Raw genomic sequence first — 13,409 nt, 5'->3', positions numbered from 1 at the left:
CCGGGCTTTGCAAGGCTTCGTCCGCAACCAGGCGCGTGGCGCAATATTCTTTCGTTCGGCGACCGCCCCCGTGCCCGCTTCATTGTCCGTCACAATCGGGAGGGCCATGGCGAAAGCCGCACGGGCTTGCGATGCCGGCATTATAAGCCACGGAACGCCACCTTCCCGGGCGTATCGGGATGCCATCCTCACTGGTCAGAAAAGTGCACCAGTCGTTGCACAGCAGAGCCTTTTCCTGCTAGGGGAATCGAGGGAACTCAAAACCGACCGCAACAGCGGCGGGGCTGTCGAAGCTTTATCAGGCCCTTTCCAGGGGTGGCCTGTGCGGGAGGAACGAATGGATATTCTGCTGGCACTGAGCCGGTTTGTCGACCGCATCAACGAGGTCATCGGCAAGAGCGTTTCGTGGCTGATCCTGGCCTCCGTTCTCATCAGCGCCGGCAATGCGGTCATCCGCAAGACCTTCGACATATCATCCAATGCCTGGCTGGAAGTGCAATGGTACCTCTACGGCACCGTCTTCCTGCTGGCTGCCGCCTACACGCTGCAGAAGAACGAGCATGTCCGAATCGACTTCATCTCCAACATGCTGACCAAGCGGACGCGGGACTGGGTCGACCTGATCTGCCACATCGTGTTCCTGCTGCCCTTCACCTTTCTTATCACCTACCTGGCTGTTCCCTGGGTGCTCAAGTCGATGAACTCCGGCGAGATATCCGCCAATGCCGGCGGCCTCATTCTCTGGCCCGCCAAGATCATGGTGCTCATCGGCTTCACGCTGCTGACGCTGCAGGGCTTTTCGGAGATCATCAAGCGATGGGCCGTGATCATCGGCAGGATCGATGATCCGATGGAAACCCACATCAACCCTCCATCGGTCGAGGAAATGCTGGCCGGCATGCCCAGGGAGCAGGGCAAATGATCGACATCATCGCGCACAATCTCGCTCCGATCATGTTCGTTTCCGTGATGGCGATGCTGATGATCGGCTATCCGGTCGCCTTCACGCTGGCCGCCGGCGGACTGATCTTCTTCGTCATCGGCGTCGAGATGTCGAGCATCTCCCCCGAGATCCGCCTGTTCTGGCCGCTGTTGCAGGCGCATCCCGAGCGCATCTACGGCATCATGTACAACGACACATTGCTGGCGATTCCGTTCTTCACCTTCATGGGGCTCATCCTCGAGCGTTCCGGCATGGCCGAGGATCTGCTCGAGACGATCGGCCAGCTCTTCGGCCCCATTCGCGGCGGCCTCGCCTATGCGGTCATTCTGGTCGGCGCGCTGCTGGCGGCGACCACCGGGGTCGTCGCCGCGTCGGTGATTGCCATGGGCCTGATCTCGCTCCCGATCATGATGCGCTACGGCTACAACCGGTCCCTGGCGACGGGCACGATCACCGCCGCCGGCACGCTGGCGCAGATCGTGCCTCCGTCCCTGGTCCTCATCGTCATGGCGGACCAGTTGGGCCGTTCGGTCGGCGACATGTATATCGGCGCGCTCTATCCGGCGCTGATCATCGTCACCAGCTACTGTCTCTACATCTTCGCCGTCACCCTGATCAAACCACACTGGGCGCCCGCGCTGCCCATCGAAGCCCGCACGCTCGGTCGTGGCGTCACCTCGCTGATTGCCATCCTGGCGATTTCCATTGCCGTGCATTTCATCGCCTACCACTTCATCTTTGACGGTCTGCGCTACGAGACCCGGTTCGTCTGGTCGGCCACCAGCGCCGCTGGGCTTGCGCTCGCCGCCTCGATGGTCAACCGCCGCTTCCAGCTCGGACTGATGTCGCGTCTGGCCGAGCAGGTCGTCATCGTGCTGATCCCGCCGCTGGCGCTGATCTTCCTGGTGCTCGGCACCATCTTCCTGGGGATCGCCACGCCCACCGAGGGCGGCGCCATGGGCGCCACCGGCGCGCTGGTGCTTGCTGTCATCAAGCGCCGCATGAGCGTGACCACGCTCAAGCAGGCTCTTGATTCGACGACCCGGCTGTCGGCATTCGTGATGTTCATCCTGATCGGCGCCCGCGTCTTTGGCCTGACCTTCTATGGCGTCAACGGCAACATCTGGATCGAGGAACTGCTGCTCGGCCTGCCCGGCGGAGCCACCGGCTTCCTCATCGTGGTCACCATCCTGATCTTCGTGCTCGGCTGCTTTCTCGATTTCTTCGAGATCGCCTTCATCATGGTGCCGCTGCTGGCGCCGGTGGCGGACAAGCTCGGCATCGATCTCATCTGGTTCGGCATTATCATCGGCATCAACCTGCAGACCTCGTTCCTGACGCCGCCGTTCGGTTTCGCGCTGTTCTATCTTCGCTCGATTGCGCCGACCGCCGCCTGGAAGGACGGGCCGTCAGGGCGGATGCTGCCGGGCGTCAAGACGACCGAGATCTACAAGGGGGCGCTGCCCTACATCATCATCCAGTTCATCGTCATCATGATCGTCATCGCCTTTCCGCAGCTTGTCACCCATTACAAGGACGAACATGTGGCGCGGGATCCCGACATGAAGATCGAGGTGCCCGGCTTCAACGGCAATGCGCTCGATGGCGGCCTGCCCGGCATGGCGCTGCCGCCGCTGGGCGGCAACGGCGGAAACGGGCTGCCCGGCTTGACGCTTCCGGGTCTCGGACTGCCTGGCGCCGAACCGGCCAAGCCCACGGATCCGGCACCGGCCTCCGGCATGGATCTGGGGCAGCCACCCAAGATCAACTGATCCGCCGCACCGAACGGCAGGGCCCGGGAATCCCGTTTGCGGACCCTGCCGGGCAGCGAGAGATCGGCGCAACCTGCGGGCCAGCCATCGGACGCAACCGACGAAGACCGGTCGGCGGCCCCTGGCCGGACCATCCTCACATTGATGACCGGCCTTGGCCGGGCCGGGCGCCAGCCGTTCGTCCAAGCGTCCGCCGACGCTGTCCGCACCGTGCGAGAGCCGGGGGCCGCCTCCCTTTCCATCCGCCTTCGGCCTACCGCCGGCTCCGGATACAAAAAACCCGGGGATGCTGCCATCCCCGGGTTCAGGATCCTCGGATGCGGGAGGCCTAGAGCTTGCCCGAACGCTGCTGGATCATCATGTAGGTATCGAAGGTGTACTCCGACAGCTGCTGCCAGAGATAGGCATCCTTGGCGTAGGCCAGCTGCGAATCGTAGATCTTCTTGAAGGCGGGATTCGCGGCGTTGACTTCGGCGTAGACTTCCTGGGTCGCGGCATAGCAGGCATCAAGAACGTCCTGGTTGAACGGACGCAGGACGGCGCCGTCGGCCACCAGCTGCTTCAGCGCCGCCGGGTTCTTCATGTCGTAGCGCGCCTGCATCGAGGCGTTGCCGAAATAGCAGGCGTCCTGCAGGATGGTCTTGTAGTGCTCCGGCAGCTCGTTGTACTTGCCCAGATTGGTCATGGCGTGCAGCGCCGCGCCGCCTTCCCACCAGCCCGGATAGTAGTAGTACTTGGCGACCTTGTTGAAGCCGAGCTTCTGGTCGTCGTAGGGGCCGACCCATTCGGTGGCGTCGATGGTGCCCTTTTCGAGCGCGGCATAGATGTCGCCGCCCGCGATCTGCTGCGGGGCTACGCCGAGCTTGGCGAGAATCTTTCCGGCAAAGCCGCCGATCCGCATCTTCAGGCCGTTGAGATCTTCGATCGTGTTGATTTCCTTGCGGAACCAGCCACCCATCTGCGCGCCGGTGTTCCCGCACGGATAGGCCTGCAGGCCCTGGGTGTTGTAGAATTCATTCAGCATGTCGGTGCCGCCGCCCTCGATGAACCAGGCATTCTGCATGCGCGAGTTCATCAGGAAGGGCGTGGCGGTGCCGAGCTGGAACGTCGCATCCTTGCCCCAGAAATAGTAGGAGGCGGTGTGGCACATTTCCACGGTGCCGTCGGAAACGGCATCGACGGCCTGCAGGCCAGGCACGATCTCGCCCGCGGCGAACACCTGGATTTCAAAATTGCCGCCGGTGGCCTCCTTCACACGCGCCGCCATCGTTTCGGCCGCGCCGTAGATGGTGTCGAGCGACTTCGGAAACGATGACGTCAGACGCCAGGTGAATTTCGGATTTTCCTGTGCGATTGCCGGCGCGGCCAGCGCGGTTGCGGCTGCAGCACCGGCACCGGCGACGCCCGCCTTCTTGATAAAGGAACGACGATCCATTTTGTACCTCCCAGTTGAATCACAACCGCAAGACAGGAGCATCGCCCCTCACATTCCCGCAGCCTCTCGCGACCTAACCATGTTGCCGCATGCCTTTCAAGCATTTCGCCGGTTTTTCGAAGCTCATTGGTCAATTTATTTGGCCAGTTGCCATTTCGATCGAATTGAGGATTTCCGCATGCAAACGGGATATTGTTTTGGGGCCAGATTGCTATAGTTGTTCGCAGTCGCCGGAGTTGCCTTTCTCTTTTGCAGCACCGTCAATCCTGCGGCGACCCGATCGACATCAGCGCCGCGCAGTCAGCCGGCGACCTAACAGACCGTGGAAGGACCTGTGACATGAGCGGTGGACTTGTTGCCATTCCGGCGGACATTCGCGTCTTCGAAGGCTACACCTGGCATGCCGCTCCCGACCAGTATGTCCAGGCGGCGGTGCGCGGTTCGGGTGTGCTGCCGCTCATTCTTCCCGCCCTCGGCGACGCGGGCGACGTCGACATGGTGCTCGACCGTGTCGATGGCGTGCTCATCTCCGGTTCGCGCACCAATGTCCATCCGGCGCTTTATGGCGAAGCCGAGACCGAGGGGCACGGCCCCTTCGACCGCTTGCGCGACCACACCAGCATGCAGTTGATCCGGCGCGCCATCGAGCGCGGAATACCGCTGCTTGCCATCTGCCGCGGCATCCAGGAACTCAACGTCGCGCTCGGCGGATCGCTCGCCACCGAGATCCAGGAGCTTCCCGGCCGGATCGACCACCGCAAGCCCGACACCCAGGACCGGGACGAGGCCTTTGCCATCCGTCATGCCATCCATGTGCGCGAAGGCAGCTGCCTGGCGGGAATCGTGGGCGCCGGCGAGGTGAAGGTGAACTCCCTGCACCGGCAGGCCATCTCCCGGCTGGCTCCTCGCCTGGCCGTGGAAGCGGCCGCCGAGGACGGAACCGTCGAAGCCGTCAGCGTCATCGACGCTCCGGGCTTTGCGCTGGGCGTCCAATGGCACCCGGAATACTGGGTCGGAAGCGATGCCATCTCGGACCGGATCTTCGCGGCCTTCGGCGACGCGGTGCGCGCACGCCATTCCGGGCTTGGCCGGGTGGCAGCCGAGTAGCGCCGAGGAGCGGCAGCAATCCTATTCGAGGATCGTCAGCGTGACCACCGACTGGCCCGAGCCAGTGCCGCGAAACGCTGCGCCGTCCGGACGCGCGAGCGTCAGAACCGGCCGACCGTTCCGCTCGATGAGATCAATTCCGCCGCCGGCAGTCAGGCGCCAGCGCTGGGCTCCGCCCAAACCGGGCCATACGGCATCGCAGTCGCTGCCCGGGCTGAGAAGATCGAGCGGCGACGAGGCATCGTGCGCGCGCTCGAGCAGGCAGATCTCGCCGCTTTCGGCATTCGACGCCATCATCATCTCGACGCCTGCGGCGGCGTCAGCGGCCCTGCCGATCGAGCCGACAATCAGGTCTCCGTCGACATCCCTGCCCTCGGGTGCGAGCCAGACCGCTCCGGCAAGCAGGCCCGATGACATCAGCGCCGTAAGGATGATTCCGCGCATGAAGAGACCTCGCCGGTGAATCGATGACGGAAAGTCTGGCCCCAAGCCGTTTCGATAGGGTTAACGGTCGGTGAACGATCGGCCGTCGACCGTCAAACGCGCCTCAGGAACTCCGGTCGGCGGCCGAATTGTGCTGCACGGTCTCGGGAACCGATGTCAGTGCCGGCTTGCCGGCAAACCAGGCGCTCAGGTTGTCGACCACCAGATCGGCCATGGCCTTGCGCGTCGCAACCGACGCGGACGCCACATGTGGCAGCAGGCAGACATTGGGCATGTCGAGCAGGGCCTGCGGGACATGCGGCTCCCTGGCAAACACGTCCATGCCGGCCGCCGCAATCGTGCCTGATGACAGCGCGGCGATCAGCGCCGGCTCGTCCACGGTGGAGCCGCGGCCGACGCTGATGAGCACGCCATCCGGGCCGAGCGCCTTGAGCACTTCGGTCGAGACCGCGTTCTCGGTCGCCGCACCGCCGGGAACGACAACGACCAGCAGATCGACGGCGCCGGCGAGCCCGGACAGCGTGTCGTGCCAGGGCCAATCGACATCGGTACGGCGGTTGCGGGTGTGATAGTGGATCGGGAGCCCGAACGCGGCAAGGCGTTCGGCGATGGCCATGCCGATGCGTCCAAGCCCGTAGATGCCGGCCGTGCGGCCGCGCAGGGTCAGACGCGTCAACGGATAGGGGCCCTCGGCGGTCCAGCGGCCTGCGCGGAGATAGGCCTCGGCCCGCGGAAGTTCGCGAAGCGTGTTGAGGATCAGGCCAAGAGTCGTGTCGGCCACCTCGTCGGACAGCACATCCGGCGTGTTGGTGACCACGATGCCGCGCGTGGCCGCATGCTTGGCGTCAACCGCGTCATAGCCCACCCCGAAATTGGCGATGATTCCGAGATTGGGAAAGCGGTCGATGAAGGCGGCGGAAATGCCGGTCATCGCCGCGATCCCCTGCACGCGCGCAGCATCGGCCTCGCTGACAAGCGCCGGGTCGGCGGCGCTGATCGACACGCTGTCGAACTCGGCCTCCACACGGGCGCGCACATGCGGGTTGATGTTTCCCGGCAGCAGGATCACTGGGCGCGTTTCGGTCATGCTTGGTCCCTTTTCATTGGCATTGTCGATTGCCGGATTCGCATTTCCGGCTTGATCAGGTGCAGCCCGTCAGCCTCGGTGGAGCCGTTGAGCTTGTCGAGCAGCGCCCGGGCGGCCAGCCGGCCCACTTCCGACTGTCCGTTCCACACGGTGGTCAGCGCCGGCGTGGCGATGGCCGCTTCCTCGAGATCGTCATAGCCGGTCACGGAAATATCCCTTCCCGGCACCAGGCCGGCTCGAGCGATGCCATTCATCAGGCCGATGGCGACGAGGTCGTTCCAGCACACCGCGGCTGTCGGCTTTTGCGGCATGGCAAGAAAATTCACCGCCGCCTCGAAGCCGCCCTGCTTGGTGCGGGGTCCGGGGATCCGCAACGCCGGATCCACGTCGATCCCCGCCTTCTGCAGCGCGTTGGCGTAACCCTGATAGCGGTCGCGCCCGGTCGAGGTCTGGTCGGTGCCGCCGATCATCGCAATGCAGCTGTGCCCGAAGCTGATCAGGTGATTGGTGGCAAGCGCGATGCCGTAGGCGTCGTCGCCACGGAAGGTCGGCACGTCGATGCCGGGCACGGACCGGGCGATGAGGATGGCCGGCATGCCGTTGTCCTCGGCCAGGCGGATGTCGGCGGCCGGAGTGCCGATGGCGGGCGACATGATGACGCCGTCGCCGCCCAGTTGCAGCAGCGTTTCGATGAAATTGCGCTGCTTCTCGACGGAATCGTAATGGTTGGACAGGATGAAGGTCTGGCGGTTGCGGTCGAGCTCGGTCTCGATCGCCCGCAGGATCTCGGCATAGAACGGGTTCATGATGTCATGCACCACGACGCCGATGATGCCGGAGCGCGACGTCCGCAGGCTCGCCGCGCGCCTGTTGTAGATATAGCCAAGCTCGATCGCCTTGCTCTTGATGCTGTCGCGCGTCGCATCCGCCACCAGCGGACTGTCGCGCAATGCCAGCGACACGGTCGCCGTCGACAGGCCCAGTGCCTCGGCGATCGTCGAGAGCTTTACCTTTTGCGCCAATCCAGTCCCCTTCCCCGTCGGGCTCGCCCGCCCGCTCATCCACCCAGTCAGATCTAAAAGCTTTGAACCGCAGAGGCAATCAATCAGTTTGCAGATCGTCGATGTCGGCCTCTTTGGAGGGCGACAGCATATCGGTCTGCGGCCGCAGCGGTGCCGCCGGCGAAGACGACTGCGCGAGGTTGCCGTCAACCAGTTGCAGGAGGTCCAGCAGCTGACGCACCTGCTTGCCCTTCAGACCGGCCAGCGCGGTCTTCTCCGTCCGCCGCTGCGCCTTGCCAATGGCCCTGATCTGGCTGCGGCCCGCATCGGTGAGAAAGACCAGCGACATCCGCCCGTCGGTGGTGGAATCCTCGCGCCGCACAAAACCCTGCACGGCAAGCCGGGAGATGGTCTTGGTAATGGTCGGCGCCTTGACGCCGAGCTCGGAGGCGATCATCCCCGGCGTTTGCCCGTCCTGCCGGTCGAGCGCCAGCATGACGCCGTCCTGGCCGGCATACAGGCCAAGGTCGAGCAGGTTCCGGGACAGGACCGTGCGTGAATTGCGCGCCACCTGCCCGAGCAGCGTCACCACCGCCCCGATCGGGACGTCCCTGGACTTGCCTTTTTTGCTCTTGCCCGCCACGGTCCCATCCTCCAGCGATCGCCTGCGGCCCAACCCGCCGTCGGCATGCTACAAAATCGCCAAGCCTGCACCATAGTCAAAAAAGTTTGAAAAACCACAGCATGACCCACGACCCCACATCAATCGCGATTCTGCCGCTCGGCGCGCACGAGCAGCACGGACCGCATCTGCCGTTCGAGACCGACACGCTGATCGCGCAGGCCGTTGCCGACCGGCTTGCCGCGCTCGCCCCACGCGGCGTGGTGCTCACGGTCCTTCCCGTCGAGCCGGTCGGCTACTCGGTCGAGCATCTGCATGTGGAGGGCACCCGCAGCCTGACGCCAGAGGCGGCCATCGCCCGCTGGCTGGCCATAGCCGAAACGGTCTCCCGGTCGGGCACGCGGCGATTGATGCTGCTCAATGCCCATGGCGGCAACTCGCCGCTGCTGACCATCGTCGCCACCGAGGCGCGGATTCGCTTCCGCATGCTGGCGGTGGCGACGAGCTGGACCCGTTTCGGGGTTCCGGCCGGCCTCATCTCGCCCGAAGACAAGGCGCTCGACATCCATGCCGGCGACATCGAGACCTCGGTCATGCTGGCGATCCGTCCCGACCTCGTCCGCATGGACCGGCTTGGCGACTTCCCCTCGCGCCAGGCCGACTTTGCCGCCCGCTTCCGGCATTTGCGCGCCTATGGCCCCCATGCCTTCGGCTGGAAGATGTCGGATCTCAACCGGGATGGCGCCGCGGGCCGCGCCAGCCGCGCCACCGCGGAAAGGGGCGAGGCCTTTCTCGACCACGCGGTCGGGGGCCTTGCCGAACTGCTCGCTGACATGGCCGCATTCGACGTGGATGAACTGGACTGACGGGCGGCCCGCGATGACGGCAAATTCCCCTCGGCATGTGTGGCGCGCGGCGGCATGAGCGCCTATATGGGGTCGACACAATCCATCGAGACCGAGGCTACCCCATGAGCGAAGCGCCCGCACCCATCCCCGTCACCGTCCTGACCGGCTATCTCGGCTCCGGCAAGACCACGCTGCTCAACCGCATCCTCTCGGAGAACCATGGCAAGCGCTACGCCGTCATCGTCAACGAGTTCGGCGAGATCGGCATCGACAACGATCTCATCGTCGAATCCGACGAGGAAATCTACGAGATGAACAATGGCTGCGTCTGCTGCACCGTGCGCGGCGATCTGGTGCGCGTCGTCGAGGGCCTGATGCGCCGTCCCGGCCGGTTCGACGCCATCATCGTCGAGACCACCGGGCTTGCCGATCCGGCGCCGGTCGCCCAGACGTTCTTCATGGACGAGGACGTCCGCGCCAAGACCAGACTCGATGCCGTCGTGGCCCTGGTCGATGCCAAGCACCTGCCGCTGCGGCTGAAAGACAGCCGCGAAGCCGAGGACCAGATCGCCTTCGCCGATGTGGTGCTGCTCAACAAGACCGATCTGGTCACACCGGATGAGCTCGACCGCATCGAGCGCACCGTGCGCGCCATCAACCCGTCCGCACGCATCCATCGCACCAGCCGCGCCGTACTGCCGCTCGACGCCGTGCTCGATCGCGGCGCCTTCGATCTGTCCCGCGCGCTCGAGAACGATCCGCATTTCCTCGATCACGACCATCCCGACCACGCCTGCGGTCCCGATTGCGACCACGACCATGACCATCATGGACATGAGCACCATGGGCATGATCACCATGGGCACGATCATGGTCATGACCATCACCATCATGACCACGCCGAGCCGGCCGCCATTCATGACGTCACGGTCCAGTCGGTGTCGCTGCGCGGCGGCGAGATGGACCCGAAGCGGTTCTTCCCCTGGATCGAGAAGATCACCCAGATGGAAGGCCCCAACATCCTGCGGCTGAAGGGCATCATTGCCTTTGCCGACGACGCAGACCGCTATGTCATCCAGGGCGTGCACATGATCGTCGAGGGCGACCATCAGCGCGCCTGGAAGGAGGGCGAGAAGCACGAAAGCCGGCTGGTCTTCATCGGCCGCGAACTGGATCGCGAGAAGCTCGAGCGCACCTTCAAGGCCTGTGAAGCCTGATGCCGACCGTTGCTCCGCTTGATCTCGATGGTCACTGCATGGCCGCGGCGTTTCTCGGCGATGTCCCGGTGTTCGCCCTGGCTTCCGGCATGGTCCACCGCCTCGACCATGGAACCCACGCGCACGAACTCCACGACGGCCTGCTGACCGCCGCCCGCAGCCAGGACGGCCTGAGCCTCCTCAGCGGCGGCGAGGACGGCAAGGTGATGCGGATCGACCGCGACGGAACGATCACCGAGATCCGGGGGCCGGCACGCAAATGGGTGAGCGTCGTCGCATCGGGTCCGCAGGGCGCAGTTGCCTGGGCCGAGGGCCGCCAGGCCACGGTCCGGCTGGCCGACGGGACCACCCGGGAACTGACCGAGGACCGCACCGTCGAAGCCATCGGCTTTGCGCCCAAGGGGATGCGCGTGGCGCTGGCGCGTTACAACGGCGTGTCGCTGCACTGGGTTGCCGGTTCGGCCCGGCCGGTCGATCTTGAATGGAAGGGGGCGCACTCGGCCGTCACCTTCAGCCCCGACGGCCGCTTTGTCGTCACCGCCATGCAGGAAAACGCCCTGCATGGGTGGAAGATCGACGGCAAGCCCGGCGACGAGCCCAAGCACATGCGCATGACCGGCTACCCGGCCAAGATCAAGTCGCTGTCCTGGTCGGTGAAGGGCCGCTGGCTGGCCTCGTCCGGCGCCATCTCGGCCATCGTCTGGCCGTTCTCCGGCAAGGACGGGCCGATGGGCAAGCCGCCGCTCGAGCTCGGGCTGCGCAGCGACACCATGGTCACCTGCGTTGCCTGCCATCCCGCCGAGGAACTGGTGGCCATCGGCTTTGCCGACGGCATGGTGCTGGCCGTCCGCCTGGCCGACAGCCGGGAGGCACTGCTGCGCCGTCCCGGCAAGGGCCCGATCTCCAGCCTGTCCTGGCGCGCCGACGGCCGCCTGCTGGCCTTCGGTTCGGAGACCGGCGACTGCGGCGTCATCGACATCGCCGGCTGAACCGGCGCTCGAGCGCTTCTGCATTTCAATGAATCGCAGAAGCGCTCTAAGCTCTTGCGCTGCCGCATTTCCGGTCGACGGGAATCCCGTCCTCTGGAAATGCGCTAAGGCACATCGCGGGAATTCCGATTCACGCGATGTGCTTTAGCTCTTTTTAATCATGCATGTCGTGATCCCGAAACCGCTGCACACTTTCGGGCGACATGCATTAGAGCCAGGACAGCTGCAGCTGCGGCCGGCCGTTCGAGGTCTTCTCGCGGCTCTGACCGTCCTCGCCGATAACCCCGTTCACCCGTTTGCGGAAAGCCGAGAAGCTGTCGAAGCTGACGACGTCGACGGCCTCGTCGAGGTCGAGCGAGACGCGCAGCAGACCGGCCGCGGATGTCAGTGTCTGGACGCCGACCACCCGGGCCGTGAACGGCTGGCCGAGATAGGCTCCCGTGACCCTGGCGCCCGGCGTCAGCCGATCGATGCCGGGCCGGTTTCCGGCGGCGGCATGCAAGGTGTTCCAGTCGGCAAAGCCGTGCTGGGCGGCGACAAGCTCCAGCGCCTGCGAATGGCTGATGGGCCCGCCTTGCGATTCAAGCCGGGCGCGAAGCCGTCTGGCCTGGTCCTTGAGGGCGGAAAGAGTGGGTACGGGCGTGAGATCACGCATGGCAGTGCTCCATGAACGACATGACCGTGAGAGGGGTGTCCGCATTCCGCTGTCTGCATGTCATCGATAGAGGTGACTGCTCGAAAACCGGAGACTTCACCCAAGCAACCTGCTCGCGGACGGCCGGGGCTCCAGACCCGTGGCAGCGGAGATAGGTCCGCCGCTCGCCAAAGTCAACGCCGCCGCGGCCAGGCCGGCGTCGGGCGGCCTATTCCGCGGCCGTCCGGTTCAGGGCGCCCTCGCGAAATTCGCTGGGGCTGACGCCGACGCGCTCGCGGAAGGCGCGGTTGAAGGGCGCCAGGGAGGCATAGCCGAGGGAGAAAGCATGCTGGATGATCTGCTCGCGGGCCATTGCCGGGTCGGCGAGCCGCCGCTTTGCCTCGTTGATCCGGTAGTCGTTCACGAAGGCCGCGAAGTTCCGGTAGCCCAGGCCCCTGTTGATCAGCCGCCGCAGCCGGTGCTCGGGAATGTGCATCAGGTCGCCCAGGCCGCCGATGGTCAGCCCAGGTTCCAGATACAGTCCGCCATCCATCGCCTTGACCACCCGGTCGAGCTCCAGCCGGTCCGCGCCGGTCAGCGGTGCATCCTCCGGAGTGCCCTCCTGGCCGGTTTCGCTCCGGGCGAACATGCCGCCCTTCAGGCTGGTCAGCCAGTAGGAAAATCCGAGCGACATGAGGAAATAGATGGCGGCATAGATGTTGCAGACGACCGGATTGAGCGCGGCCCACATGTTGAGCAGGCTGACGATCGAGACGAAGAGCGTGAAGGGCGGCACAGAGAGCGCCAGCGCGCGGCGAAAGGCCCGTCGCTCGTTGACCAGGTCCGTGGCGCGGTCACGCAACGCGTCGCTGACGATCAGTCCCAACAGCACCACGTTGAGCGCCACCAGCGCGCCGCGAAGGACGAACACCGCAGGCCCCTCGAGCAGGATCGCCGCCAGCACGATGGGCGTGGCGATCGCCGCCGGGATGAAGCAGGGCAGCCGCCATTCGAACCGGTCGTCGAAGAGGCTGCGAACGAACCACCACATGCAGATGAAATGCGCCTGCTCCAGCGGCAGCATCAACTGGAGCGGCAGCGGCGCGACCTGCGCCAATAGCGGCGTGTGGACGATCGCCTCGGCGATGCCCGTGAGACAGAACGCGATGCCCGTGAGCCTGATGGGGCCGGTCGCCGGCTTGTTGAGGAGATGCACCACCACGAGCAAAAGAATGCCGATGGTTCCGCCGCGCAGGAATAGATCGATCAGGTCCGAGGCCGTAAGCACAATCGCCATGGGGGTCCACCTT

At 65.0% G+C, this 13,409-nt stretch carries 13 protein-coding genes; 6 read left to right on the top strand and 7 right to left on the bottom strand.

Features of this window, described 5'->3' with window-relative positions; translation table 11 throughout:
* Positions 1-337 precede the first annotated feature (337 nt).
* Both DFR52_RS22105 and DFR52_RS22100 read left to right on the top strand, forming a co-directional pair.
* Positions 338-922, top strand: a complete 585-nt coding sequence (locus tag DFR52_RS22105; protein ID WP_110034250.1) for a TRAP transporter small permease subunit — start codon at positions 338-340, stop codon at positions 920-922.
* Positions 919-2,715, top strand: a complete 1,797-nt coding sequence (locus DFR52_RS22100) for a TRAP transporter large permease (RefSeq protein WP_110034249.1) — start codon at positions 919-921, stop codon at positions 2,713-2,715. The genes DFR52_RS22105 and DFR52_RS22100 overlap by 4 nt, the downstream gene beginning before the upstream one ends.
* Positions 2,716-3,043: 328 nt before the next feature.
* Here DFR52_RS22100 and DFR52_RS22095 read toward each other — a convergent pair whose 3' ends face one another.
* A complete protein-coding gene (locus DFR52_RS22095; protein WP_110034248.1) occupies positions 3,044-4,150 on the bottom strand; it encodes a TRAP transporter substrate-binding protein in 1,107 nt (368 codons plus the stop codon).
* 339 nt (positions 4,151-4,489) lie between these two features.
* Between DFR52_RS22095 and DFR52_RS22090 the strand changes: the two genes are divergently transcribed.
* Positions 4,490-5,257 (top strand): gamma-glutamyl-gamma-aminobutyrate hydrolase family protein, encoded by a 768-nt coding sequence (locus DFR52_RS22090; protein WP_110034247.1) that lies wholly within the window; start codon positions 4,490-4,492, stop codon positions 5,255-5,257.
* 21 nt (positions 5,258-5,278) lie between these two features.
* On the opposite strand, the gene DFR52_RS22085 is transcribed toward DFR52_RS22090, so the two are convergent.
* From DFR52_RS22085 to DFR52_RS22070, 4 genes are all read right to left on the bottom strand, one after another.
* Positions 5,279-5,701, bottom strand: a complete 423-nt coding sequence (locus tag DFR52_RS22085; protein ID WP_110034246.1) for a hypothetical protein — start codon at positions 5,699-5,701, stop codon at positions 5,279-5,281.
* 103 nt (positions 5,702-5,804) lie between these two features.
* Positions 5,805-6,788: a 2-hydroxyacid dehydrogenase gene (locus DFR52_RS22080; protein WP_110034245.1), complete on the bottom strand. Its 984-nt coding sequence runs from the start codon at positions 6,786-6,788 to the stop codon at positions 5,805-5,807.
* Positions 6,785-7,810 (bottom strand): LacI family DNA-binding transcriptional regulator, encoded by a 1,026-nt coding sequence (locus DFR52_RS22075; RefSeq protein WP_110034244.1) that lies wholly within the window; start codon positions 7,808-7,810, stop codon positions 6,785-6,787. Before DFR52_RS22075 ends, DFR52_RS22080 begins: the two co-directional genes overlap by 4 nt.
* A gap of 79 nt (positions 7,811-7,889) precedes the next feature.
* Positions 7,890-8,432: a MarR family winged helix-turn-helix transcriptional regulator gene (locus DFR52_RS22070; protein ID WP_110034243.1), complete on the bottom strand. Its 543-nt coding sequence runs from the start codon at positions 8,430-8,432 to the stop codon at positions 7,890-7,892.
* A 101-nt stretch (positions 8,433-8,533) separates the two neighbouring features.
* On the opposite strand from DFR52_RS22070, the gene DFR52_RS22065 reads away from it, so the two are divergent.
* From DFR52_RS22065 to DFR52_RS22055, 3 genes are all read left to right on the top strand, one after another.
* Complete coding sequence (locus DFR52_RS22065; protein WP_110034242.1) at positions 8,534-9,277, top strand: creatininase family protein; 744 nt, start codon at positions 8,534-8,536, stop codon at positions 9,275-9,277.
* A 104-nt stretch (positions 9,278-9,381) separates the two neighbouring features.
* A complete protein-coding gene (locus tag DFR52_RS22060) occupies positions 9,382-10,476 on the top strand; it encodes a CobW family GTP-binding protein (protein ID WP_110034241.1) in 1,095 nt (364 codons plus the stop codon).
* Positions 10,476-11,465: a WD40 repeat domain-containing protein gene (locus DFR52_RS22055; protein ID WP_110034240.1), complete on the top strand. Its 990-nt coding sequence runs from the start codon at positions 10,476-10,478 to the stop codon at positions 11,463-11,465. The genes DFR52_RS22060 and DFR52_RS22055 overlap by 1 nt, the downstream gene beginning before the upstream one ends.
* A 208-nt stretch (positions 11,466-11,673) precedes the next feature.
* Here DFR52_RS22055 and DFR52_RS22050 read toward each other — a convergent pair whose 3' ends face one another.
* Positions 11,674-12,120 (bottom strand): glyoxalase superfamily protein, encoded by a 447-nt coding sequence (locus DFR52_RS22050; RefSeq protein WP_110034239.1) that lies wholly within the window; start codon positions 12,118-12,120, stop codon positions 11,674-11,676.
* Positions 12,121-12,328: 208 nt separating this feature from the next.
* Positions 12,329-13,396, bottom strand: a complete 1,068-nt coding sequence (locus tag DFR52_RS22045; protein ID WP_110034238.1) for a helix-turn-helix transcriptional regulator — start codon at positions 13,394-13,396, stop codon at positions 12,329-12,331.
* Positions 13,397-13,409: the final 13 nt, after the last annotated feature.

The organism is Hoeflea marina, assembly GCF_003182275.1.
In the GTDB taxonomy this organism is placed as follows: domain Bacteria; phylum Pseudomonadota; class Alphaproteobacteria; order Rhizobiales; family Rhizobiaceae; genus Hoeflea; species Hoeflea marina.
This window is presented reverse-complemented; position numbering and strand designations above follow the sequence as displayed.